The sequence below is a fragment of the Vampirovibrio chlorellavorus genome (genome assembly GCF_003149375.1).
Taxonomy (GTDB): Bacteria; Cyanobacteriota; Vampirovibrionia; order Vampirovibrionales; family Vampirovibrionaceae; genus Vampirovibrio; species Vampirovibrio chlorellavorus_B.
This window is the reverse complement of record NZ_QFWH01000004.1, coordinates 242,555-268,177: the sequence shown is the minus strand read 5'-3', so window position 1 is coordinate 268,177 and position 25,623 is coordinate 242,555. Positions and strand designations below refer to the sequence as shown.

The following is a 25,623-nucleotide window of genomic DNA, read 5'->3' as shown; positions in this document are numbered from 1 at the left end:
AACAGCCCCCAGCAACCGGATTACATCAATGCCCAAGCCCTATCGCCCTTTTCATGCGAGCATTGCCCTGTCCCTGAGCCTATGGACGGGTTTGGCCACGCCTTTGTCGGTTTGGGCAGAAACCGACTGGTACACGTTAAAAGCCAACGGGCAAGCCATTGGCAAAGTGGGCATTCACAGTTTTCCGGCCCCGGATAATCCGGACAACACGGTGACCGAAGTCAGTCACGTCAACCATTTCAGCAGGCAGGGCAGCCCTTTTGAGGTCAACGCAATCAGCCGGTTCGTGGAAAGCCCGCACACGCACGAGGCGGTCAGCTTCAGCTACCGGTACACGTTGGGCGATGAGGCCCTATTGGAGGCCAACGGCCAGCTGGATGAGGACGGCATTGATGTGCGACTGGTGCGAGAAAACACAGCCAGTGTAGCTCAGGCTCCCATCGCCCGAGAAAATTTTCTGTTCCCCGGCGGGGAAAAAATCAAGCAGGTGTACCGCCAGCACTATCAGGACAAGGCGGGTAGCCAGTTCAACTACCAAACCCTGCATCTGGGCGTGCAGCCGCAAGTGGTCAATACCACGGTCAAGCCCCTGCAACGGGAAAAGCTGGCCTTGGCCACCGGAGAAGTGAAACCGGTCCGCAAGTTTGAACTCAGCAATCCGGCCAGTAAACAACAAAAAATCTACGAATGGCGGGATGAGCAGGGCAAACTGTACAAATCGCAATCGCTGGGCAGCCAGTCCGGCCTGGAAATGGTCTATGCCTCCCAGCGGGAAGTGCAGGCCATGGATCGGCAGACGGTGGATCTGATACAAGCCGCCACCATTATGAGCAATGCCATTCCCCAGCCTCGTACCACCACCCATGCCCTGTTCAAACTGAGTTCAATCAAGGGAGAGACTCTGGACCTGAAGACGCTGCTGCCCAACACCCTGTACCAGCAGGTCATCACGGCTCCCGAAGCCGATTTCCCCTCTGATTTCGCTTCCATAGACTTTTCCACGGATCCCGCTGCCGTGTATTTGCGGGTTCGCCAGCAAGAACCGGCCAATTCTCTGGCCACCTTTCCCACCCGCTTTGACAAACGATACCTGCAAGCCACCCCTTACCTGCAGGTGTATGACCCCGAACTGGATCAAACCGCTTTGCGGGTCATTGGCCCGGAAAATCGGGCGTATTACGCCGCCCGAAAGCTACAGCAATGGGTGTACCAGAACATTGCCAACAAGGACTTCAGCGTGGGCTTTGCCACGGCCAAAGAGACCTTTGAGAGCAAAAAAGGCGATTGCACCGAGCATGCGGTGTTGCTGACCTCCCTGCTGCGCTCAGCCGGAATTCCCGCCCGGGTGGCCATTGGCCTGATTTATCTGCCGGACGAGGATTCGGATCTGGGGAAATTTGTATTTCACATGTGGACGGAAGCCTACATTGGCACCGCCCAAAGCGGGGACTGGGTGGCTCTGGACCCCACCAGCCCGGAACCGATCCCCGATGCCACCCACATCAAACTGGCCGACAGCGCCCTCACGGCCTCGGAAGATTTACTGCGCCTGACCGAGCGGGTCAGCAGCCTGATGGGTAAAATCCGGGTGGATGTGGTACAGGCCCTTGCCTCGGCCCAAAGCGTGATGAAAGTGGAGCCCAAGGGGGGGGTAACCCATCTGGCCATTGAGCCCACCGACATCCATCGGGTGGATATTCAGAACCTGTCTCAACAAGCCATCCAGCATTACCGGGTCACCCCGCCCCCCAAAGATCTCTCCGCCAATAGCGCCGAAGGCCTTTTTACCCGTGGGGTGGAAGCACAGGCCGCCGGGAAAACCCAGCAGGCCCGTTCCTATTTTCAGCAAGCCTTGTCCAAGGCAACCCACCCGGTGGCCCTGTTCCAGCTGGGGGAAAAACTGGTGGCGGTAGGTCAATACCCACTGGCCCAACAGGCCTTTACCCAGGCTGAAAGCAAGGATAACGCACTGGCCCCCTTGGTGGCGGACTGGATGGATACGGTTATGCCTCGGGAGAACCTGTCCGCCGCTGTGGCCGAAAGTCTGGAACAGGCCCTGGCCGGGGCTTACCAGATCCCTCAGCCCGCCACTTGCCAACAGATAGAGGCCTTTACCCGACAGCAGGCAGCATCTTCTTCTGCGGTATTGTACAAAGCACTGGGGCAAAGCTGTTCCGGCCCCAAGGCCATGGATGCCCTCCGTCGGGCCCTAGCTCTGAACCCGCAGGACTTCCAGAGCGCCGAGCTACTGGGCGATTTGTCCCTACAGAACCAAAAGCCGGATGAAGCCCTAAAAGCCTATCAACAGGCCCTGAACACCCTCTCCGGCAGGGCCTTTGCCCGCAGTAAGCCCTGGGTCAGTACATTGCGGGGCAAGTTATGGATGGCCAGCGCGCAGAGCCGATTGGCTAAAAACCGACGGGACGCCACCGGCTGGCTGCTGATGGGCAAGGGGCTCATGCAGGCTCAAACCATGAGCGAAGCCCGTCAGGCCTTCCAAAATGCCCTGACCCTTCAGCCGGGGAACACTGAAGCGATACTATCGGCCTATGAAGCCGCCTTAACCCAGCTGGACTGGGACTATCTGGACAAACACTTCGGGCCGATCAGGTCGCTGGCCGAAAATAATGCCACGGCCAATCGCCTAAAAGCCCACTACCTTATGCGGAAGCGTCAGTATGGCCCGGCCCTGAGCGCCGCCCAGCGCGCTGTGACTCTGGATTCCCACAATTCACAGCAGGGGCGTGCCCATCACGTGCTGTATGAGGTTTACGCCCGTCTGGCCGATCAGGCCTTGTGGCAAAAGCCACCCCTCAGCCTTGAAAAGTCCAAATCGTACTGGCAAAAAGCGGAAGGCGCCCTGAAAAGCGGCATTCGGGTGACCGCCAGTGAGACCGGGCGAACGGCGCTGAGTCTGGCACTGGGGGACTATTACCTGAATAACAATCAGGCCACGGAAGCCTTGAGTCTGGCAGAAGGGGTGCTGCAAAGCGATCCGCTGAATGGAAAAGCCCGCTGGATCAAAGCTCAGGCCCTGTTCCTGTCCGGGAATAACGCCTTGGCCCGAAACGAGGCCCGAACGGTCCTGCTGATTTTGCCCAACGACCCGAATGCCCTGGCCACACTGGGCCAAGTGGCCGAAGAGGAAGGCCGGGACGCCCAGGCGCTGGATTACTATCAAAAAGCCTACGCCGCTGACTCGGGCCATTACAGGGCCGCCACTGGCTTGCGCCGGTTGATGGAGCAACTGCAGGTCAACGGAAAAAAACCGCCCGCATTAATGAAGCTCACCCCGGATGAACATGATTATCTGGTGCAACTCTTCAGACTGAAGGGAAAAATTTCACGCGCCCTGATACTGGACGATGAACCCAGCCTGAGGCCCTTGAAAGAAAGCTCGCCGTTTAACCTGACGCTGGTAAACAGTATCCGGGATCATATTCAGCGGCAAGGGGCTAACTTTCAGGAGATTGGCAAGGTCTACCAACAAATCGCCCAGCTACCGACCCCGCCCCGCTTCAACCAGCTACGCTACCACGAGCTGGAAAGTCAGCGGATTCTCTTACACCTCATCAACGAGGGGCTGAGTGACAACGGTCTGTTTTCCGAGGCAACCCTGAAAAAAGTCATGACGGCCCGCAGTCAGCGAATGGCGCACATGGCCCAACTGGATCTGGCCCAGCGGCAGGCCCTTCAGAGTATCTATGAACACATTCCGCAGGGGGAGTTTGAAGGGGTAACCGCAGAGGCTGGCTGGAACCCACTGACGGAAACGCTGGAGCGCTTCAAAGGCCTGCAGGCGGTCTCCCAACCGTTGGGTAAGCCCCAGGGTAAACTGGAAAAGACAGCTCAAGACACAAAGAACCCCAACGCCGCCCGAAAATCCATTCTCCCCGCGGTCTTATCCAACCCCTAGCCGACGCCCGGCCGCCCTTCCAGGGCCCATTGCAAGCGCTGACGGAGGGACTCACTGACTTGCAGCAGCGCATGGGCCATCAGGGTTTGCGGGTGTGTTTCCTGTTTCCACGGTTGCCAGGCGCATTGGGACTGAATGAACACCAGCGGCGTTTCCGGATAACTCTGGCAAATGCCCGGTCGTTTCTCGGTGCCGTAAACCGTGCAGCGATTGTCTTCCCCCACGTACGGGCAATGGTAAAAGAACACCCGCTCCGCCCCCTCGGGTTCTTCCACCGTTTCCGCCAGAACGGCCGCCACCAGCTCCGGAGCCTTTTCCCGGGCCGCTGCTCGGGAGGCGTAAGGCAAAAACACACTGGTAAACTGGCGGGCAAAGTCATCCCCGGCTTCAGCCCGCTGGCGTAAGGTGGCATAATCAGCGTCCTGACTGGCCAAGCGACAGCAAGCCCCACATAAGTGGCAGGCAAATTGTTCCCGATAGGCACTAATCTGCTGAAGGCGCTGCAAAATTTCCGCGCCCAAATCCGTTTCCAGAATCCGCAAGGCCTCTTGTTGCCAGCCGGTGTAACCACACCCCCGATGGCATGGCTGAATAGCCTCATCCAGCGTCGTCTGCCCGTTCTCATCACAGGCTTCACAGGAAAATGAGGTCCGAAGGGCCATTAATTGACGTTCCAAAAGGTCTTTCGACTGATGGACTAGTTCCTTGTATTGTTGTTTTGTGGTCGATAATCGGCCATAATAATTGTCCATAAAACCATTGTAATGCTTGTGTGCGGCCTGTGATCAGTTTGAAAGCAAATTCAATCGCCCACCTGCCGGGCCTGAACACCACCCGGTCTGGTCGCCACCACATTTCAACCCAGGAATGATCATCGTGTTGAAGTCCTTCAAACTCTGGATGACCCGCCAACACTACCGCCCCGGTGGCTCGCTGAGCCTCTGGCTGTTACCCCTGCTGCCTCTGGGCTGGTTTTACAAAGTGGGGGTTCAATGCCGATTACTGGCCTACCAGTACGGCCTGCTCAAGTCCTATCAGGCCCCCGTGCCGGTGATTAGCGTGGGCAATCTGACCACCGGCGGCACTGGCAAAACCCCGATTGTCATTGCCCTGGCCAAAGGGCTGGTGCAAAGCGGTAAAACCGTAGTCGTGCTGTCTCGTGGCTATGGCGCGGAGCAGCCGGTGGATTACGCTCGGGCACTAAATCCCGCCTACGGGGACGAGGCTTACCTGATTCAGGAGCAGGTACCCGAAGCCATTGTGATTGTGGGTAAAAACCGGGTGCAGAATTTACAACGTTCCCTGCGAGACTACCGCCCCGACTTTGTCATTCTGGATGACGGTTTCCAGCACATTCAACTGGAGCGGGATATGAACATTCTGCTGGTGGACGGGCACCAGTTGCTGGGCAACCACCAGCTACTGCCCGCGGGCCCTCTGCGGGAGCCACTCTCCGAGCTGGGCCGGGCCGATGTGATCTTTATCACCAAAACCGTGACCGAGGCCACCCTGAAAACCGTGCAAGGCTGGAGCCAGCGCTTTGGGCCCATTCCGCCAAAGTCGCCCATCCAGATTCTGCCAGTACCCTTTCAGCCCGCCGGACTACGGCCCATGGGCGATTTTACCTCTCTGAAAAGCCACAACATCGCCATTGAAGATCTGAAGCAACGCCCGGTCATCGCCTTTTCCGCTATCGCCCAGGCCAGCCAGTTTGAACAGGACTTGAGGAGCTTGGGACTCACCGTGATGCAGCACGTGCAGTTTGAAGATCACCATGTTTATACCGCCGCCGATATGGAAAAGCTGATGATTCTGGCCCAAACCGCCCAAGCCCAGAACCCCATGCTGGTGACCACCGATAAAGACCTGACCAAAGTGCGTACACTGCTGCCCCCAGCCATTCAGGAGCGGGTCTACACCCTGCAAATGGTTCCTTTGCTGGATGGTCGATGGTTTTACGATGAATTTCTGACCCAGTTGCACAAACATCCCCACGCAGGAGCCGGACATGTCCCATCCTCCCGCCGTTAAGCCCCGCCGTAAAATTTTGGTCATTCGCTATCGCTTTATCGGGGACACCCTGCTGTCGGTGCCCTTTTTGCGCAACCTGCGGGCCGCTTACCCGGACGCCCGGATTGATATGCTGGTGGCCCCCAACTCCGGGGAAGTGCTACGGGATTGCCCCTATATCGATGAACTGCTGTGGTTTGATACCACCCGCAAGCATCGCTACGAAAACCGGGCGGAACGCCCCCAATCCTTTTGGCATTACGTAAATCTGCTACGGAAGCGCCACTACGATACCGCTTTTGTGCTGAAGCGCTCCTTTTCGTCCGCTGCTTTGGCCTTTTTGGCGGGGATCCCGGAGCGCATCGGCTTCAATACGGAAGGACGGGGCTGGTTGCTGACCCGGGCCGTGCCCTACCGCAAGCACGATCACGAGGTGGACAGCTTTCTCTCCCTGCTGGAGGCGGCCAATATTCCGGTGCTGGATAGCCATCTGGAAAGCTGGTGGAGCGATGCGGAAACCAGCAAGGCGGAGCAAGTGCTGGCGGATATTAAAGCCGCTGATCCCTCTGCCAAGCGACACGTGGTGGTGCACCTCACCAGCTCGAACATCGCCAAGCAATGGCCCAGTGACCACGCTAGACACTTGGTGGAATGGCTGCTAACCCGTAAGGACTGCCACGTGCATTGCCTGGGCGCTCCCTCCGATGGGCCCCTGTATGAGGCCCTGAAAGCGAATGTTTTGTCGGCCTATCGCAAGCGGGTGCATATTCACTGCGGACAATTTTCCCTGCTGGAAAGCATGGCCTTCCTGAAACAGATGAATCTGGTGGTGGGGGTGGATTCCGGCACCCTGCACATGGCTGCCGCTACCGGCGTGCCGGTGGTGGCCCTGTTTGGCCCCATGAACGCCCTGAAGTGGGGGCCGCCCAATAGCCGCATCGTGCAGCGATCGCTGGCCTGCCGCCCCTGCGATTTGGCCAAGCCCTGCCGCCATGATTTTGCCTGCATGAAAGACTTGCAGCCAGAGGCTGTCATTGAGACAATCAGAATCTATGCAGGATTCGCTTGATTTACTGGAATGGCCCGCGCTTTTTGAACAATTGCTTCAGGAGTGCTTAACGCCGTATGGCATTCAGCAGTGGGAAGCTCAGCCTTTTTTCGCAGACACCGATGCCATCATCCAGCACCAGCAGGAGGTGGAAGGCCTCAAGACCCTGCTCATTCGCCATGGGGATGTCATCAGCGATACCCTGCTGCCCGATATCAACCCGGTGGTAAAACGGCTGGCCAAAGAAGGCTTTTTAAACCTGCAGGAAATTCGGGCCACCATGCGGGTGGTGGATCTGGGGGGACGCCTGATTCGGCACTTCGCTCGGGGCTTGCGCAGTGAAAACCAGCTAGATTACCTCTCAGACCTGCTGAACGAGTCCGTCATTCCGGATGATGTGCTGGATTACCTGCAAAATTTGGTGGAATCTGACGGCAACATCAAGGATTCGGCCAGCCCGGAACTATTCAGCCTGCGCCAAAAGCTGCGCCACCAGAAGCAGGCCATGCAGCAAAAAATCCAGCACTTTTTACAAAACCCGGATTTCGCCCAGGCCCTGCAAAGCGCCATTGTCACCGAACGAGATGGTCGCTCGGTGTTCCCGGTGAAAGCCGAATATAAAAACAAGCTACCGGGGGTCATCCACGGGGCCTCGGCCACCGGTTCAACCGTCTACATAGAACCGCAGATTCTGGTCACCCTGAACAACGCCCTGCAAGGTCTACAAGCCGATTTGCAAAAAGAGATTGAGCGCATTCTCAAGCAGATTTCCCTGTACCTGCACGGCCACTGGGAAGCGCTCGAAGCGCTGGTATCGGCGCTGGGCAGACTGGATCGCCGCCTGGCTGCCGCGCGCCTGAGTCGCCTGCTGAACGCCAATCCGGTCACTCTGATTCAGAGCGAGCAGTTAATCGATCTCAAACAGGCCCGGCATCCCCTGTTGGTGCTGCAAACCCGCAAAGATCCGCTCAAATCCGTGGTGGCCAATGACATTCAGTTGGGCCTTACCGGCGATCGCACCATGGTGGTCACCGGTCCCAACACCGGGGGCAAAACCGTACTGCTGAAAACCGTGGGCCTGTTTGCCTGCATGCTGCGGGCCGGATTGCATCTACCCGTGGGCGAGCAGTCCCGTATGTCCCTGTTTACCAACGTACTGGTGGATATTGGCGATCAGCAAAGTATCGCCCAGAGTTTGTCCACGTTTTCCGCCCATATCCAGCGTTTAAAGTCATTTCTGGCCGATGAAACCGATTTGCGTTATGGGTTGGTGCTGATTGACGAGATCGCCGCCGGAACCGACCCCGCCGAAGGGGCCGCCTTGGCCAAAGCGGTGCTGGATGAGCTTTACCAAAAAGGCGCTTTAACCATCGTCACCACCCACTTGGGCGAACTGAAGCTGGATGCCCACCAGCACACGGGTTTTGTGAACGCCAGTGTTGAGTTTGACGCCGAAACCCTCAGCCCCACCTATCGCCTGATGATTGGGGTGCCCGGGGCCAGCAACGCCATTACCATCGCCGAAAAACTGGGCCTCAAGGAGAGCGTCATCCGCCGGGCCAGAGCCGGGCTGAGCGCCCCGGCCCGGGAATCCTCCGAGTTGCTGCAAGAACTGGAAACCAGAAATCGACAACTGGAAGAGGAACTGCAACGGGCCCGTTCCTACCGGCTGGAAGCGCAGGAAACCTATGAAAAGCTGGAATTCGAGCGGCAAAAGCTGGAAGCGGACAAGCGCCAGACTCTCAAGCAGTTCCAAACCAGCCTGAAAAGCCGCATTCACGATCTGGAAAACCAGTTAAAGGAAATGCGTAAGGCCGCCCTTCAAGGGCAGGTGAAGTATCCCGAAAAAATGGCGGGTAAACTGAAAGCCATGGGCAAAAAGGCGGATGAGGCCTTTTTCGAGAGTCGGGAAAGCATTGGCGATGTGGTTCGTCTGAAAGTTTCGGATTTAAAACTGGGCGAAACGGTGACCAGCCGCCAACTGGAAGTGACCGGAGAGATTATTGCCATTGATAGTGGCTCTAAAGAAGTGACCCTGCAAGTGGGCATCCTGCGGATGACCGTGCCGGTGTCGGATCTGGAGCGTCCCTACAAATCCCGACTCCCTCAAAAGCAGCAGCCTAAAGCCAAGCACTTAGAACGCAAAAAGCGGGTGGATGAAGGGGCCTCGGTTCTGGATGAGCCCTTGGACCCCAGTCTGAGCTGTGATGTGCGGGGACAGCGGGCTGATGACGCCCTGCTTCAGGTGGAAAAATTTCTGGATGAAGCCATGATGGCGGGCTATCAGGCGGTAGCCATTGTGCATGGACAAGGCACCGGGGCGCTGAAAAAGCAAATCCGCCAGTACTTATCCGGTTCCAGCTACGTCAAGCGCTATTACCCGGCGCAGGCCACCCAGGGGGGCGACGGTAAGACCATTATTGAACTGGCCAGCTAAAACAAACCTTCAAACTTGTCATTCCCGCGCAGGCGGGAATCCAGTTTATAGAAGTGCGTCTTTGCCAAAAAATGCTTACCCTACAATCGAACTCTGGATTCCCGCCTGCGCGGGAATGACAAATAGTAAGACAGGGAGTGGAGTGGAGTGGAGTGGAGTGGAGCGAAAAAATATAGAGGACTCAAACGGTCGCGGCGGTCAAGGCAGGCTGATCGGTGGGCCCGGGTTCGCTCTGGGTGTGATCCAATTGCTGGTAAAGTTCTTGCATGGTCTGACCCAAAACCGGATGCAGCCACTGGGGAGCGATATCCAGCATGGGGAGCAAGGTAAAACTGCGCTGATGCATGCGGGGATGAGGCACCGTCAGGCTGGGCTCGTCAATGACCCGGTCCTCGTAAAACAGAATGTCGATATCCATGGTCCGAGAAGTGTAAACACCCGGCTCCACCGGGGCCTCTAAGTCCCGTTTGCGGCCCAGACGGCGTTCAATGGACAGGCACACGTTCAGCAGCTCCTCAGGGGTAAATTCGGTATCAATGCCCACCACGGCGTTCACGAACCACTGAGGGTCTCGGGCTTCTCGAATACCCACCGGCTCGGTCTCAAAAAAGCGGGAAATTTGCCGCAACCGTATGGCGCTGTGAGCCTGCAAAAGCCCCAAGGCTTGCCGCACCTGCGCCGCCCGTTCTCCCATATTGCTGCCCAAGGCCACATACGCCCGCGCCGTCTGCTTCACGCCTCTGTCTCCTCTTGCCTCTCTTGTGGTGTCATGATCTTTTGTTCACTGTGGGATTGCGCGCTTTTAGACCGTTTGCATGCCATCTGGAACGTGCAGCGGATCGGGGCCCACCATTTCGCCCAATAGGGAGAAGGGCAAGGCTTCCGTAATTTTCACGGACACCAACTGGCCCACCAGAGCGTCTTCGCTGAGCGGCGTGTCGAAATTCACCACCTTGTTGGTGCGGGTGCGACCCGTCAGTCGGCTGGGGTTGCGCTTGCTCTTGCCTTCCACCAGGATTTCCACGGTCTGGTTGAGGTAAGGGCGATTCATCTTGAACGATTGCTCCCGAATGGCCGCAATCAGGATCTGCAAGCGCTCCTCTTTGACCGCCTCAGGGATTTCTTCCCCACGGGCTTCCCAAATGGCCGCAGGCGTTTGCTTGCGAGGTGAATAAGCGGCGGTGTTGGCGTTATGAATGCCCGATAAGGCCACGGATTCCACAGTGCGCTGAAACTGGGCCTCGGTCTCGCCGGGAAAACCCACGATATAATCGCCACTGACGGCCACGTTGGGCACCTTATCGTAAATTTTATGTACCAAATCGTAGTACTGCTGAGCGGTATAGCCTCGCTTCATGCGGGCCAGAATCTCGTCATCACCGGCCTGCATGGGGATATGGATGTACTCCATGACCTTGGGCAGATCGGCCACGGCCTGAATAATGCGGTCATTCAAATCCAGCGGGTGAGAGGTCATAAAGCGAATACGTTCAATGCCCGCAATCTCGCTCAGCTCTTCCAGCAATTCGGCCAGTCCGTATTGACGATCCTCAAAGTCCTTGCCGTAAGAATCTACGGTTTGGCCCAGCAGGGTGATTTCCTTAAAGCCATGGGCGGCCAGGTTCAGCACTTCCCGGATAATGGATTCCGGGGAACGGCTGATTTGACGGCCCCGGGTGTAGGGCACCACGCAGTAGGTGCAGAAATAGTCGCAGCCTTCAATGATGGTGACCCAGGCGGAAATGTCACTCTCCCGCACAGGCGCCACATCGTTAATGTAATCGTAAGTGCTGCGGGGCTTTTGACGATCCACAGCCAGAATGTTGTTTTCCCCGTTAAACGCCTTGCGAACCAGTTCGGGCAGCTCATGAATGTTCTGGGTACCGAAAACGATGTCCACGTAAGGGGCCCGCTTGAAAATGGTTTCCTTGTTCTGTTGAGAAACACAGCCGGCCATGGCGATTTTAATACGTGGGTTCCTGGCCTTCAGCTTGCCCCATGCCCCCAGATAGCTAAAAGCCTTGTCTTCAGCCGAGCCCCGAATTTGGCAGGTGTTCACAATCAGCAAATCGGCCTGCTCCCGATTCTCTACCCGCTCGAAGCCCTCGGTTTTCAGCAAGCCCAGCATCACTTCAGAATCGTTGAAGTTCATCTGGCAGCCCAGCGTTTCCAGGTACACCTTGCGGGGGGGAGCAGTGGTAGTCATCAGACGTTTCTAGCCAACCTTCTTTAGATCCTGATTTACTTTGGTTTAGTTTTAAGCAAGTCAACTTGAGTGTGCAACACGTAGTAAACCATAACAAAAACAAAGTTCACCCTCAAGCAGAACCCTTGGGCTCAAAGAATCCGCTGTAAAAAAACCGGGGCCAAGCAAAAACGACTCCCGAAGTATCAGGAGCCGCTTGCATAACAATGAAAAAAGAGTCCGTTTAACCCAGCGCTTGTTGCACCCCGGTGAACCACTTCTCGTAATTGGCTTCGTAGTTCAAATCGCAATCCACTCGGGGATAGATGCGCTTGGCCCCCATTTTTTCCAGGAAACCATCAAAGTCCTTGCCGCATTTGCAAAATTCGGGATAAGCGGTGTCGCCCAGCGCCAGCACGCTGAATCCGGTTTTGCTCATATCCACGGTCTTCTTCTGGCAGGCTTCCCACAGATCGATCCCGTTGGACGGCGGCTCACCATCGCCCCAGGTGCTGGTCAAGATGAGTACCTTGTTAAAGCCGGGCAGTTGTTCCAGCTTGACTTGGGCCATACTGACCGCCCGTGCGGTTTTACCGGCCTCTTTCAGGCGGTTTTCGGTCATCTCGGCCAAGCCTTGGGCCGTTCCGGTCTCAGAACCCCACAGCACCAGCACATCCACATCGCCAGCCACCATTTCAGCGGCGGGCGCTGCTTCGGCCACTGCTTCCACCGGGGCTGCCGCTTCAGCAGCCACGGGGGTCTGAGCGGATTCCTGAGGCGCCACAGTTGATTGCAGGCGCTCGGCTGCTTCCCGCTCCCGCTTTTCCCAAGGGGTTTCCTGAGGTTTTTTTGCACGCGGGGCAGAAACGATGGCGATCAGCAATAACACCAGTGCCACAAAGGGGGGCAACCAGATGAGGAAAGCAGGAATCTGAGGGCTACCCATGCCCATAATGGCCATGCTGAGCAGGACACCCACCAAGATCGCAGGCCAGTACTGAAGATACCAGAAAGCCAAACCGGACTGTCCAGCCTCTGTGGGGGTGTTTGCGTTTTGTTCGTGAGATTTGGGCGTACTCATTACAAATTCATCCTGCTGATTGGCTACATTAAAAACTGCGATATGCGAAACTGCGTCTGATCCGTACTGACTGACTTTTATCCTATTTGCCACAACTGGGGGAGGGAAGTTTAAACAAAGGTACAGGCGGGTCACACCCGGCTTTCGACACGGCGGAGTGCCTTTTCAGAATCACCCCAAACGGCCATGCGACTGTTGTTTGAATCGGGTGATCCGCAAAAATCATAAGTCATCATTCCGGTTTCAGCAAGCCTTTCACCCCGTGGCGGCAACGGCACACGTTTCAGATTCTCAGGTACTTGCGGGTGGACGCGGCAGCACCGCCACTGCCCACGATCACGCCCATCAGGAATAATACCAGCGTGACCACCCCGGAACTGTAATTGCTGGTGGAAAACTGGAAGTAGTTAAACAGCAAAGAGATGTAGTGATTGACGGCCATCAACGGCACCAGGGCGATGGAAGCGCCCACCAGGCCATAAAATGCGCCTTGCAGCAAAAACGGCAACCGAATGTACCAGTTGCCCACGCCCATCATGCGCATAATCTCGATTTCCCGGCCACGGGCCTCAATCAGCAAATGGATGGTATTGCTGATAATAAAAAAGGTCAGCGTCCCCAAAAAGATGCTAACGGCCAGTCCCACCGCTGACGTTAAGCGAGACACCCCTTGCAGCTTATCCAGAACGCTTTTGGCGTAGTTCACTTCCTCTACCCCGTCCAGCGTTTTGAGCTTGGCTACCGTGGGCTTAATCTGCTCCTGATCTTTCACCTGCACGTGGAAGGTGTTGGGCAGGGGGTTTTGAATGTCCGGCACCTGGTAATTCTTTTTCATATCATCCCAGGCCTCTTCCTTGGTCACCAGTTCCACGCTTTTCACCGTGGACAACGCGATGATTTCAGCCTGAACGTCGGTGACATCCACGTTGTCCTTGGCGTAGACGGAAATTTTGAGGGCCGAGCCGATATTTTCAACAAACAGTTGGGTTTCCAGCACAAAAACGGACAACGTGCCAAAAATGCTGAGGATGGAGGCCATGGTCACAATAATAATCAGGTTCATCCAGCCGGTACGGGTCATGCCACCCCAGGTTTCCTGCAAAATCCGGGTGGTAATGCGGATTTCGGTGGCCATATTGTCCATGAAATGAGAGCTCATCGACGCTCCTTCAACAATTATTCGTAGACGCCCTCATGCACATCGCGAATCAATTCCCCATTTTGCATGGTAATCACCCGTTTGCGCATTTGGTTGACGATTTGGTGGTTGTGCGTAGAAATCAGGATGGTAGTGCCGCGCTGATTGATCTGCTCCAACAGGTTCATAATCTCCATGGAGTTGGTGGGGTCCAGATTTCCAGTGGGTTCATCGGCAATCACCAGAGAGGGGCCGTTCACGATGGCTCGGGCGATGCCCACCCGCTGCTGCTCCCCACCGGATAATTCCTCGACGAAGGCGTCCACCTTGTCGATCAGGCCCACCACTTTTAAAGCGCCCAGCACACGCTTGCGGATTTCCGTAGGGCCCACGCCCAAGGCCCTCAGTACGTAAGCCACATTATCGAACACCGTCTGGCCGGGCAGCAATTTGAAATCCTGAAACACAATGCCCATGCGACGACGCAGCTTGGGCACCTGATCCGGCTTGAGTCTTGAAATATCCACCCGACCCACCAGAACAGTGCCAGAGGTGGCGATTTCCTCCCGGTAAATCAGCTTCATAATACTGGATTTACCGGCACCGGAAGATCCCACGAAAAAGACGAATTCGCCCATTTCGATCTCAAAACTCACGTCGTTCAGCGCATAAGTATTGCCGTAACGCTTGGTGGTGTTGATAAATTTAATCATGCTTCAATGGCTTCCCGGCAACAACGCAAGAAGGATCAAGTTTTATTATATCCTGTTTACCGCCAAAGAAGCGGGGCTTAAATCTCAATGGATTTGTACAGGCGCACAAAATACTCGATGGCCATACGATCCGAGTCGAAGTAGCTTTGGGACGTGCGGATGGCGTGAATCATGAGATTGGCCCACTGCTTTTTGTTGTTGTAGTACGTAGGGATAATCTCGTTCTCCAGAATGCGCATCATGATTTCGTAATCCTGCTGGTGGCGATCTTCCACATTCAGGTACTCCATGGCGTCGCCATTTTTCTCGTGAATCAGGTACCCGTTGATATTGTCAAAGGTCCCTTCCACGGCCCAGCCATCGTAAATGGAGAAGTGAATGGCCCCATTCATGTTGGCGGACATACCGGAAGTACCGGAGGCTTCCAGAGGACGAACCGGCGTGTTCAACCACACATCGGCGCCCCGTTTGAGCAAACCGCTGAGCTCCAGCTCGTAGCCGGGGCCGGTGAGGACGGCAATTTCAGGAATCTCACGGGACAGGGCCAGCACTTCGTTGAAGATTTGACGACCCGTGGTATCTTTCGGGTGAAACTTACCGGCGTAGATCAGCTGGATTTTCTTTTCGTTGAACAGCTTTCTAATGCGCTCCAAATCCTGCAAAATCAGGGCCGGACGCTTGTATTCGGTAAAGCGACGGGCCCAGACCACGGTCAGCACATCGGGATCGAATTGCTTACCCGTGGTTTGCTTAATGTAATCAAACAGCTCAACCTTCATTTCCCGCTTGATGTCCAACAGGCAATCGGGATCTTCCACATTCAGGAAGCGGGGATCTTGCCAGTATTGCAGGTTGGTGGCGTTGGTAATGGCGATAATGGGGCAACGATTGTCTACCCAGTGCCACATGTTGTTGGCCACCAGCCCATGCAGCTGGGAAACCCCATTGGCCAGGCGGCTCATGCGCAGGGCCGCGACAGTCAGGGAAAAGTCTTCTCCGCCCAGACGGATGGCTTCCTGCACCGGCATTTTGCCAAAGAAGCCCGCTTCGGCCAGCAAGTGGACGTTATGGGTTTCGTTGCCAGCGGCCACCGGGGTGTGGGTGGTGAATACGGTGGAGTGCCGCACCCGCTCCAGGTCGCCGTTGAAGTCTTCCAGCAATTCAAATACGGCGGGCAAGGCGTGACCTTCGTTCAGGTGAATGAGATCACAGTTTTCCTTGGCAGCCTTCAGCACCCGCAAGCCGCCAATCCCCAGAATGATCTCCTGGGCCACCCGGATGCGCTCGTCGCCATCGTATAGCTTATCGGTCCAGCTACGATGTTCCGGGGTATTTTCGGGGAGATCGGTGGTTAAGAAGTAAATGGGCACCGTGCCGAATGTTTCAGGCTCCAGCAGCAATCCCTTGATTTTGACCGGCTGGCCGTAAATTTCCACTTCCACCACAATACCGGTGTCTTTCAGGAAAGGGTACTGACGCTTTACGTAGACGATTTCCACGTTACCATCGGCGCCCACTTGCTGATCGCCATAGCCTTCAGCCCAAAGAACGCCCACACCCACCATGGGCAAATTCAAATGCCCGGCGGAACGCATATGGCTTCCGGACAGAAACCCTAAGCCCCCCGAATAGGTACGTAAAGACTGATCAATGGCAATCTCCATCGAAAAATAGGCTACTTTCGGTAAGGGCATCGGTGACTAACGCTCCAATTTTGACTGACGAATTAACACTATGGCACAAATTCAGAAATGCAGGCCCGCGCCGTGGAAAGAGGGGATTGATCACACAGTGTCTCAAGCGCAAGAACACGGCAATGAAAAGGGCGCCTCTTTTATCTTATTACAATTCAGCTATTACGATTCAGTAATTGCAACGAAGTGGCAAGGGGCTCATTCAGGCTAGACATTTCCTTGGCAAACAATATGATCGAAAAACAGGGTTCTGGCAAGTGCCAGAGGTTCCCGGTACGGAAGTGTGAAAAAGACACCCCAAAATCAGGCAGGCAGGCGCGGCGCTTCCGCAGGCGAACCGGCCTGTTCATTGCATTGACTGGGCCAAAACAATTGCACTATCCTCAGTCGGTCAGCCCTTACCGCCAAAAACTGGCCCAAGGAACTGATTGATTCCCTTTTACAAAAAGCGTTGGCCGGGCCCGTTATCAAGGCCCTGATGGAGAAAGGCACCGGAAGTGAACCATACGGAAAACCCGCAAAATAACCCGCAAGCATCCTCATCATTAGAGCCCGCCCCGGAGTCGTCCCCCCAAAAGGATCAACCCGGTTGGCTGGAGGGCATTAGCCGGTATCACTGGCTGGTATTTGTAGGGTGCTGGCTGGGCGGCATCTTCGACGGGATGGACTCCACCCTGATGTCCGTGGCCATGCCCACCGCCATTGGGGAGTTGACCGGCAGCACGGACAAATCCGTCATTGGCCCTATTGCTTCCTACGTCACCAGCATCTTTCTGTTGGGCTGGATGGCCGGAGGCATTTTGTTCGGGGTGATTGGAGACAAACTGGGCCGGGTGCGCTCCATGGTCTTTTCCATTTTGCTATACGCCCTATTTACAGGGCTAGCCGGATTCGCCCAAAACTGGGAACAACTGGCCGTCTGCCGTTTTCTGACCGGCCTGGGCATTGGTGGTGAGCTGGTCAGTATCTCCACGTTTTTAACCGAAGTCTGGCCCGCCCGCTCCAGAGCCATTGCCATTGGGGTGCTTATCACCTCCTATCAGGCGGGAGTTTTTATCGCAGGCTCCATCAACACCCTTTTTCAGGACTGGCGAACCACCTTCTGGATTGGGGCCTTGCCCGCCCTGTTGGTCATTTTCCTCAGAACCTCCCTGAAAGAATCGGATCGGTGGCTGGAGGCAAAAGAGCGCAGCCTGCAAGCGGAAAAACCCGCCTCCCACTGGCAGGCCCTGTTCCAGCCTGCCCATGCCCAAAGCCTGCTTGTCGGGGGACTGGCCTTCGGTGGGCTGCTGGTGGGGTATTGGGCTTCCCTGGCCTGGATTCCCCTGTGGGTGCAGGACTTGCTACAAACCAGCGGTACCGGCGCGGAGCGGGGCATTGTGACCATGTACCAGGGCGTCGCCGCTGTGGTGGGATGCAGTATGGCGGGCCTGTTCTGCGACTGGCTGGGCCGACGCAGCACCATTATTCTGTCCTCGCTGGGCTGCCTGCTGGCCTCTGGCTTACTGTTTTTGACCAATACCAGCTTCTCATCGGCCATTTACTGGCAAACGGCCTTGCTGGGCTACTTCATCGGCCTGATTCAGGCGGCCATGTACATTTACTTGCCAGAGCTGTTTCCCACGCTCATCCGGGCCTCCGCCACCGGTTTTTGCCTGAATGTGGGCCGGTTGACCACGGCCATCGCCGTGTTCTACGTGGGGGATCTCATTCAACTCATCAGCAAGCAGCAGCTGGGGGCCCACTGGTTTGGAAACGCCTCCCTCTCCGATTATGGCGTGGCCGCCTTTTTATTCGCCCTGGCCTATCTGGCCTCGGTGGGAGCGGCCCTATTTGGCGCTGAGACCAAGGGAAAACCCCTGTTGGAATAAGAGTATTCCCCGGGAGAAACCCAAACGCGGGATCTAAATGATTGTTTTATACAAAAATACTTGAATTTCGACGACAGATATCTTAATATAATCTTAATACCTCGGTTATTTAACCGGGGCGACGTCGTAAAATCTCGACTATACTTAGAGAACAAACGGATTTGGTTGACAGATTCATTGAGTGAGGGTCTCTCTCCGTTTCCTGCGACCGGTTTTTGTCAGGTTCCTCCAGAAACGATAGGTGTTTTTCGCTTGGATTGTTATGTTTTAAGGCGTAAACGCGCCGCTGTTCACTGCTGCCTGTCCCTGCTGTGCCTGGGAGCGCTATTGACCGGTCTGGTTGCGCCGCCGCAGGCCGCAGCCCAACGGACTTATCAACCGACTGGGGCTGGTATTAAGCTGCAAGAGGCACAGGTAAACGCCCAGGTACTTCAGAAAGAGGTTCGCAGCGGCCTGAATGCCTATGACACCTCCCCACTGGGGAATCGAACCCCCCTCATTTTAATCCACGGGATTGGGGCCTCCGCCGGAACGGAATTTAACTGGGAACGCTTTCTGGATGTGGCCAACCGGGACGCCGCCCTGATGAAGCGCTATAAAATCTACCTGTACCACTACGATAGCAGCCGTAGCGTGCCAGACATCAGCAACAACCTGAAGCTGACCCTGCGGCATTTTATCGAGAGCCATCAGGAAAAACCCATCAAGATACTGGCTTACAGCGAAGGCGGCTTACTAACCCGCAACGCCATGCAGGATCCCTACCTGGATCATCACACCGATGAAGTCATTACCATTGCCACGCCATTTCACGGGTCGCCGCTGGCCAACCCGGACTGGGTGCGGCGGCAGGTCAAAACAGAGTCTCGCCTGTCCCTGGTGCGCATGGGGCAGCGGCTGGCCTATGGCATCACCAAAAAGCTGTACCCCAGCTTCAAGGAGGACTTCCACTGGGATAATTTTGATGGGGCCCTTCCAGCGGAGCAACTGGCCCAAAGCGCCACCGCAATCAGCAGCAAGGACTACGCGCTGGCCAATAAAAAACGATTCGTCACATACGGCAGCTACTTTGGGCTGGAAGTGGACCCTGCCCTGATCGCTGAAAAGCTGGATAACACCGCCCAGACGCCAAAGGAAAAAGTGCTGGTGGGTAACCTCTTCCGGCGGAATGTCCTGTTTTCCGTGGTGCGCCACACCATTGCCAAACTGCCGCTGGCCACGGGGCGCCCCCTCCCCGAGGCAGCGCCCGCCAAGGCCGACCCCGTAAATACGGTCAATCAGGTAGTCCACGATCCGCCTGCCAATCACGCCATGCTGGCCATCGCGGACAAAAACCGCAAATCCGCCCCACTCATACCCGCCGTAAATCCGTCCGAAAGTCAGGCTTCTGCCCAGACAGCGCAAACCCCTGCCAGAATCTCCATGATGATGTTCAACGACGGGATCAGCCCCATTAGCAGTACCCTGTGGCTGGGCCGATACGTCTCTACCCAGCAAGGGGTGGCCATTTCCACGGAAAAATTATGGGAAACCCTCAAAAAACTGAAGGGAAACAGTAACACCCGCCTGTTTGCCGGCATGGATCATCGCAACTGGATGGATGGCACCACCCGTACCGGGCAAGCGGAAATTCAGGATTTGTTGAATCCCAATGAGCCGCCCCGCACCATCTTCGGCTGGATCATCTACGATTTGATGAGCTGACAAGCAGCAAGCCGCCTGTCAAATCCGCACGGCCACCCGCAACTTGGCGCTGCGAGCGCGGGGATTGAGTTTCAGCTCCTCGGGGCTGGCCACAAAAGGCTGCCCTTTGGGGAGCTTGCCTTTGGGGAGCTTGAAGGTAGCCCGGTGACCGCATTGACAAATGGGCAGGCGGGGCGGGCAAATGCAATCCCGGCTCTGGGTTTTGAAAAAGTCTTTCACAATGCGATCTTCCAGCGAGTGAAAACTGATCACCAGCAGCGTCGCCCCGGGGGCCAGCAAAGACGGCGCGCTTTCCAAAAAGCGTCGCAGACTCCCCAGTTCATCGTTCACTTCAATGCGCAAAGCCTGAAACACCCGAGTGGCCGGATGGTTCTTCTCGTGCTTGCCCACCCGCTTGTATTGCTCAGCAATAAAATTGGCCAAGTCCAGCGTGGTTTCAAACGGGCTGGTCTTGCGGTAGCTCACCATCTCCCGGGCCAGGGTTTTGGACATGTGCTCTTCCCCGTATTCGGAGAAAAGCCGCACCAAATCGGCTTCGCTGTAAGTATTGACCACCGTGGCAGCGGTTAAGGCCCCCTGTGGGTTCATGCGCATATCCAGCGGGGCCTGCTTATTGAAGCTGAAGCCCCGTTCCGCTTGATCCAGCTGCATGGATGACACCCCGATATCGGCCAGAATGCCACCGGTAATGGGCAATGCCTCAGACGGCATCAGCTTGGCAATCTCTGAAAAGTTACCGGCCAGCGGCTGGAAAGCACTGCCAAAGGGAGACAGGCGATCGACGGCCAGTTTTAAGGCGCTGGGGTCCTGATCAATCCCGAACAAGCGCCCGCCCGGTTGAATGTGTTGCAGTATGGCCTCCGCATGGCCGCCTGCGCCCAGCGTGGCATCCACGTAAGTTTTCCCCGGCTCCGGCTGCAGGCATTCCAAGACCGAATCGAGCAAAACCGGGATGTGTGGGGGACGTTGGGGAGACAAACCATTTACCTCTTGAGGCACAATACTCCACCGGATTCAGGATGGGGGTCAGCGCTGAAACGGGCTATCGTCCACTATAGACCGGCACCGAATGAAAAGAAAGAGTCCAAAGAAAGAGTCCGCTTGCATGGCCCATATTTTAGACAACCCCATCGGCAGACGCAGGAAACGCTTGAGTGTGGACGCTGTGCTGAGCGTGGTGCAGTGTGATCAGCCGCCAGCCCACGGGGTTACCCCAAGCGGGATTTTCAGCGGTGAAAGCCCGCCTTCAGCAAACGAATTGCTTCCTGTCAGAAGAAGTTTAAGCGGATTACTTGACCACCAGATTGACCAGCTTGTTGGGCACCACAATGACCTTGACCACTTGCTGATTGCCCAGTTGCTGAATGACCTTGGGACGCTCACGGGCCATTTCTTCCAGCGTTGCTTGGGGCAAACCACTGGCCACGGTGAACTTATCCCGCACCTTGCCGTTCACCTGTACCACAATTTCCACCGTGTCGGCCTGGGTGGCCACCGGGTCCCACTTGGGCCAGCTTTGGGTGTACAAGGCACCATCCCCACCGGAGATGACCCACAGTTCCTGGGCCAAATGCGGAGTGATGGGGGCCATCAGCTTCAACAAAGCGGCAATGGCGTGGCTGTAAACCGCGTTGGGCTCCTCGCCAGGCTCAAACTTGCTCAGGTAATTTACAAATTCCCGAATTTTGCTGATGACCGTGTTGAACTGAAACTGGGTCTCAATATCGGTGGTAATGCCGCCAATGGTGCGGTTCGTCCACTGGAACAGTTCCCGGGTCTCGCCGGACATCTCCTCATAAGCGGGCAAGGGCAGGCTGAAGCTAATGGCGTTCTGATGCTCGGTGACACAACGCCACACCCGGCACAGGAACTTGAAGCAGCCTTCCACGGCGGATTCCTTCCAGTCAAAGTCCGCTTGGGGTGGCGAATCGCTGAGGATGAAGAAGCGGGCTGTATCGGCCCCGAATTCCTTAAAAATAGCATCGGGATCGACAATATTGCCCTTGGACTTGCTCATTTTGGCGCCGTCTTTCAGCACCATGCCCTGGGTCAGCAGGTTCTTGAACGGCTCGTCCTGCTCCGTCCAGCCGCTGTCACTCAGGGCCATCATAAAGAACCGGCTGTACATGAGGTGCAAAATGGCATGCTCAATGCCACCCACATACTGATCCACCGGCATCCACTGGTGAATGAGCTGTGGCTCAAAGGGCTTGGTCTCATTGTGCGGATCGATGTAGCGCAGGTAGTACCAGGAGCTATCCACAAAGGTGTCCATGGTATCGGTTTCCCGCTTGGCCATTTTGCCGCACTTGGGACAGGGGGCGTTTTTAAACGAAGGCGAAGTGGCCACCGGGGAGACGCCCTTCACCGTGAAGTCGACATCCTTGGGCAAGCGCACCGGCAAATCCTCATCCGGTACTGGCACCGTCCCGCAATGATCGCAATAGATAATGGGAATGGGGGTGCCCCAGTAACGTTGCCGGGAAACCAGCCAATCCCGGAGGCGGTACTGGATTTTTTCTTTCCCGAAGCCCTTGTCCTGGGCCAATCGGGTGATTTTCTCCTTGGCCGTTTCGCTGTCCAGCCCGGTAAATTCACCGGATTCAATCAAGACGCCGGGCTCAGTGTAAGCGGCAGTGAGCGGCTGACCGGGCTGGCTTGACTGACCAGACGGCTCAATGACCCGCCGAATGGGCAACTGGAACTTTTGGGCAAAGACAAAGTCACGCTCATCGTGGGCAGGCACGGCCATGACCGCCCCAGTACCGTACTCCACCAGCACGTAATCGGAAATCCAGATGGGAACCGCCTCTCCCGTATAGGGGTTGATGGCGTTCACGCCCAAGGGCAACCCGGTTTTTTCCTTGTCCGTGGCGGTGCGATCCATTTCGCTCTTCAGCTTGGTGGTTTCGATGTATTGCTGCACGGATTCCCGATAGTCTTCACTGACCAGCAGCTCCACCAGCGGGTGTTCCGGGGCCAGCACCATGTAGGTGACCCCAAAAATGGTATCGGGGCGGGTGGTAAAAATGGGGATTTTAATATCCCGGCCTTCCACGGCAAATTCCACTTCGGCCCCAATGGACTTGTTAATCCAGTTTTTCTGCATCAACAAGACCCGTTCCGGCCAGCCCTTCAGACTATCCAGATTTTTCAGCAGGCGATCGGCGTATTCGGTGGTCTTGAAGAACCACTGGTTCAGCTTTTTCTTTGTCACCAGCGAATCATCCCGCCAGCAACGACCGTCAATCACCTGCTCGTTGGCCAGTACGGTATGGCATTGCTCGCACCAGTTGACCGGCGCTTCTTTTTTGTAGGCCAAGCCCCGCTGATACAGGTACAGGAACATCCATTGGGTCCACTTGTAGTAATCTTCCTTGCAGGTGGTCACTTCCCGATCCCAGTCCACGGCAAGCCCCAACTGCTTGAGCTGTTTACGCATGTAGTCGATGTTGCTAAAAGTCCAATCCGCGGGCGGGATGTTGTTCTGGATGGCGGCGTTCTCGGCGGGCAGGCCAAAGCTGTCCCAGCCCATAGGATGCAGCACGTTAAAGCCGTGCATACGCTTGAAGCGGGCAATCACATCGGTGATGGTGTAGTTGCGCACGTGTCCCATGTGCAGACGCCCGGACGGATAGGGAAACATGGACAGCGCATAGTACTTGGGCATATGGGATTCTTCGGTATCGGTCTTGTAGAGGCCGGTTTCGTCCCATTGGCGTTGCCACTTGGCTTCAATGACTTGCGGCTGGTAGCTGTCAATCTGTAAAATAGACTTCTCAGTGGAGGTTTCCATAATCTCATCCGTATTGATTCAATTGAGTCCATTATAACCAAAGGCAACCGACCCTCATAGCCGAGCCCGAATCGCAAAGCCCAGCCAGAAAAACACTGCCCCAACAAGAATCCTGCTAAAATCGAATGGTCGCCCTCAAACGCCAGCCCCGTGAAGGAGCCCGCATTGCATCCCAGTTTTAGGCAGCTCATTATCCGGCATCCCGGTTTCAGCCATTTGCGCTTCCGACCCGTTTTGGCCGGATTGCTATGGGCAGGCTTATTCACTTTTACAGTGGGGCAGACACCCGGATGGGTTGCAGAGCCGCTGGAAGCGCTGGTTAATCAGGGGAATATCGCCGCTGGCAAACAGGATTACCCCAGCGCCATGGCCGCCTACGAAAAAGCCCTGCCGCTAGCCCCCACTGATAAGACCCTGCGCAACAATCTGGCGGTTATTTACGCCAACCACGCCGTGGGCCTGCAGGAAAAACAGCAGTTTGAAGCCGCCTTTCAGTACCTGAACAAAGCCCAGGCCCTGATTACACCGGGCAGCAGTGCGGCCCAAAGCATCCAGGCCAGCCGGGCCAGTGTCTATTTCGCTCAGGCCATGGCCCTGAAAGAAAGCACCACCCAACCCACCGCCGCCGATTACCAGAAAATGCGGGCCTTGCTGGAGCAGGCCATCACGCTCAGCCCGCAGGAAGTGGCCTTTCAAAAAGCCATGGCCGGGTTGTATCTGGATGAGGCTTACCAGTTGGCCATTCAGGAGCGTTATGCCGAGGCCATTCCCCTGCTGGAAAAGGCCCTGACCCATGACCCGGCCAACAAGGCGGTCAAGCAATCGCTGGCCAATGTATACCTAGGGCAGGGTAAAAACGATCTGCCCAACCGAAAAAGCTGGGTGGACAAAGCCCTGGCCGTGGACAACTCTCCGCAAATTCAGCAGGTGGCCAACCGCTTGCTGGCCGCTGGGCAAAATACGGCCAGTTCGGGGAAGCCCGTTGGCTTTGCCAGCAGCCCAAACGAGGCCAAAAGCAAAGCACCCGCCAGTATCGCCAAACTCTCGGTGAACGAGATGATCCGGGACATGGAAGGGCAATTGCAAATCACCCCGCCAGACAAAGCCACCCTGAATCAACGACTGGAAACCCTGGAACAACAGGTACTGGGCCAAAACCAGACCGGCCCGCTGGCCGTTCGTACCAAGACCGTCTATACCGCCCTGATGGGCAGCAGCGATGCCCTGCAATCGGGCACGGCGGTCGATCCCAACCTCATTCAGGCCCCGGCCAGCGATCCGGAAAACAGTTATCTGGACGAGATTTTCAAGGTGACCGATGGCAAAGTGGTTCGCTGGGGACGCTTTCCCCTGCGGGTTTACTTTGAGGAGCCCGCCAAGGACAGCACAGCCAGCACGCTTTATAAGGCCGAGTACAAAGCCGCCGCCCTGAAGGGCTTTGAAATCTGGAAAGAGCGGACGGACGGTTACGTGCAGTTTTTGGAAATCAAGAACCCGCAAGCCGCCGATATTATTGTGAACTGGACGGAGGCCTACACCGATCGCTTTGCCGACCCGGAGAAGGTGCCGGATGTGTACAAACATTACTCCCCCCCCAAGCGCAGTCCTTTACTCACCGTGGTGCAAATGGCCTCCGCCTTTACGCCGGGTTATTTCTCGCTGGTGCCCCAAGCGGCGGCCGCCGGGTTGCAGTACCAGCAGTATCGCAAGCTGGCCATTTTACAGGATGAGTCCAAAATCGCGCTGGGGTTGAGTCCCACCAAGACGCTGAATCCAGAAGCCGCTCAGTTACTGATTCAAAACATGGCCGCTAAAGAATTTGGACACGCATTGGGCCTGAAGGGAAGCAGTTCGAGAGCAGGGGATCTGCTTTATCCGGAATTGCGCTCCGATGTGGCTCAAACGCCCACGGTAAGGGACTTAACCACCTTACGGGAACTCTACAACCGCCCGCCCAATATTATTTTGAATATCCGCTGAAGGCAGAAAAGGCCAGCCGTAGCATGGATTCCCGCCTTCGCGGGAATGAC

General features: G+C 56.1%; 16 protein-coding genes. 7 read left to right on the top strand and 9 right to left on the bottom strand.

Going from position 1 to position 25,623, the window contains the following annotated elements:
- The first annotated feature begins 28 nt into the window (after positions 1-28).
- Positions 29-3,916, top strand: coding sequence for a transglutaminase domain-containing protein (locus DF283_RS07365; RefSeq protein ID WP_303674093.1), 3,888 nt, complete (start codon positions 29-31; stop codon positions 3,914-3,916).
- On the opposite strand, the gene DF283_RS07360 is transcribed toward DF283_RS07365, so the two are convergent.
- Positions 3,913-4,578, bottom strand: a complete 666-nt coding sequence (locus tag DF283_RS07360) for a YkgJ family cysteine cluster protein (RefSeq protein WP_303674092.1) — start codon at positions 4,576-4,578, stop codon at positions 3,913-3,915. The genes DF283_RS07365 and DF283_RS07360 overlap by 4 nt on opposite strands.
- 214 nt (positions 4,579-4,792) lie before the next feature.
- Here DF283_RS07360 and lpxK point away from each other — a divergent pair, with 214 nt between their 5' ends.
- Genes lpxK through DF283_RS07345 form a run of 3 tightly spaced genes read left to right on the top strand, consistent with a single transcriptional unit; the run spans position 4,793 to position 9,411 of the window.
- Entirely contained in the window at positions 4,793-5,947 is a 1,155-nt protein-coding gene (gene lpxK, locus DF283_RS07355) for a tetraacyldisaccharide 4'-kinase (protein ID WP_303674091.1), read from the top strand.
- Positions 5,925-6,995, top strand: a complete 1,071-nt coding sequence (gene waaF, locus DF283_RS07350; RefSeq protein ID WP_303674090.1) for a lipopolysaccharide heptosyltransferase II — start codon at positions 5,925-5,927, stop codon at positions 6,993-6,995. Before lpxK ends, waaF begins: the two co-directional genes overlap by 23 nt.
- Positions 6,979-9,411: an endonuclease MutS2 gene (locus tag DF283_RS07345; RefSeq protein WP_303674089.1), complete on the top strand. Its 2,433-nt coding sequence runs from the start codon at positions 6,979-6,981 to the stop codon at positions 9,409-9,411. Before waaF ends, DF283_RS07345 begins: the two co-directional genes overlap by 17 nt.
- Before the next feature lie 181 nt (positions 9,412-9,592).
- Here the strand turns inward: DF283_RS07345 and folK are convergent, their stop codons facing one another.
- From folK to glgP, 6 genes are all read right to left on the bottom strand, one after another.
- On the bottom strand, positions 9,593-10,147 hold the full coding sequence (gene folK, locus DF283_RS07340) for a 2-amino-4-hydroxy-6-hydroxymethyldihydropteridine diphosphokinase (RefSeq protein WP_303674088.1): 555 nt from the start codon (positions 10,145-10,147) through the stop codon (positions 9,593-9,595).
- A gap of 66 nt (positions 10,148-10,213) precedes the next feature.
- Positions 10,214-11,617, bottom strand: a complete 1,404-nt coding sequence (gene miaB, locus DF283_RS07335; protein ID WP_303674087.1) for a tRNA (N6-isopentenyl adenosine(37)-C2)-methylthiotransferase MiaB — start codon at positions 11,615-11,617, stop codon at positions 10,214-10,216.
- Positions 11,618-11,840: 223 nt separating this feature from the next.
- Positions 11,841-12,677, bottom strand: a complete 837-nt coding sequence (locus DF283_RS07330; protein ID WP_303674086.1) for a flavodoxin domain-containing protein — start codon at positions 12,675-12,677, stop codon at positions 11,841-11,843.
- Between the two features lie 283 nt (positions 12,678-12,960).
- Complete coding sequence (locus DF283_RS07325; RefSeq protein WP_303674085.1) at positions 12,961-13,836, bottom strand: cell division protein FtsX; 876 nt, start codon at positions 13,834-13,836, stop codon at positions 12,961-12,963.
- A 17-nt stretch (positions 13,837-13,853) separates the two neighbouring features.
- On the bottom strand, positions 13,854-14,528 hold the full coding sequence (ftsE, locus tag DF283_RS07320) for a cell division ATP-binding protein FtsE (RefSeq protein ID WP_303674084.1): 675 nt from the start codon (positions 14,526-14,528) through the stop codon (positions 13,854-13,856).
- A gap of 77 nt (positions 14,529-14,605) precedes the next feature.
- A complete protein-coding gene (glgP, locus tag DF283_RS07315) occupies positions 14,606-16,222 on the bottom strand; it encodes an alpha-glucan family phosphorylase (protein WP_303674083.1) in 1,617 nt (538 codons plus the stop codon).
- A 497-nt stretch (positions 16,223-16,719) separates the two neighbouring features.
- Between glgP and DF283_RS07310 the strand changes: the two genes are divergently transcribed.
- Complete coding sequence (locus DF283_RS07310) at positions 16,720-18,093, top strand: MFS transporter (protein WP_303674082.1); 1,374 nt, start codon at positions 16,720-16,722, stop codon at positions 18,091-18,093.
- A gap of 252 nt (positions 18,094-18,345) precedes the next feature.
- Complete coding sequence (locus DF283_RS07305; protein ID WP_303674081.1) at positions 18,346-19,797, top strand: esterase/lipase family protein; 1,452 nt, start codon at positions 18,346-18,348, stop codon at positions 19,795-19,797.
- Positions 19,798-19,815: 18 nt separating this feature from the next.
- On the opposite strand, the gene rsmH is transcribed toward DF283_RS07305, so the two are convergent.
- Positions 19,816-20,775: a 16S rRNA (cytosine(1402)-N(4))-methyltransferase RsmH gene (gene rsmH / locus DF283_RS07300; protein ID WP_303674080.1), complete on the bottom strand. Its 960-nt coding sequence runs from the start codon at positions 20,773-20,775 to the stop codon at positions 19,816-19,818.
- A gap of 310 nt (positions 20,776-21,085) precedes the next feature.
- Positions 21,086-23,593, bottom strand: a complete 2,508-nt coding sequence (gene leuS, locus DF283_RS07295) for a leucine--tRNA ligase (RefSeq protein ID WP_303674079.1) — start codon at positions 23,591-23,593, stop codon at positions 21,086-21,088.
- 165 nt (positions 23,594-23,758) lie between these two features.
- Here leuS and DF283_RS07290 point away from each other — a divergent pair, with 165 nt between their 5' ends.
- Positions 23,759-25,573: a tetratricopeptide repeat protein gene (locus tag DF283_RS07290; protein WP_303674077.1), complete on the top strand. Its 1,815-nt coding sequence runs from the start codon at positions 23,759-23,761 to the stop codon at positions 25,571-25,573.
- Positions 25,574-25,623: the final 50 nt, after the last annotated feature.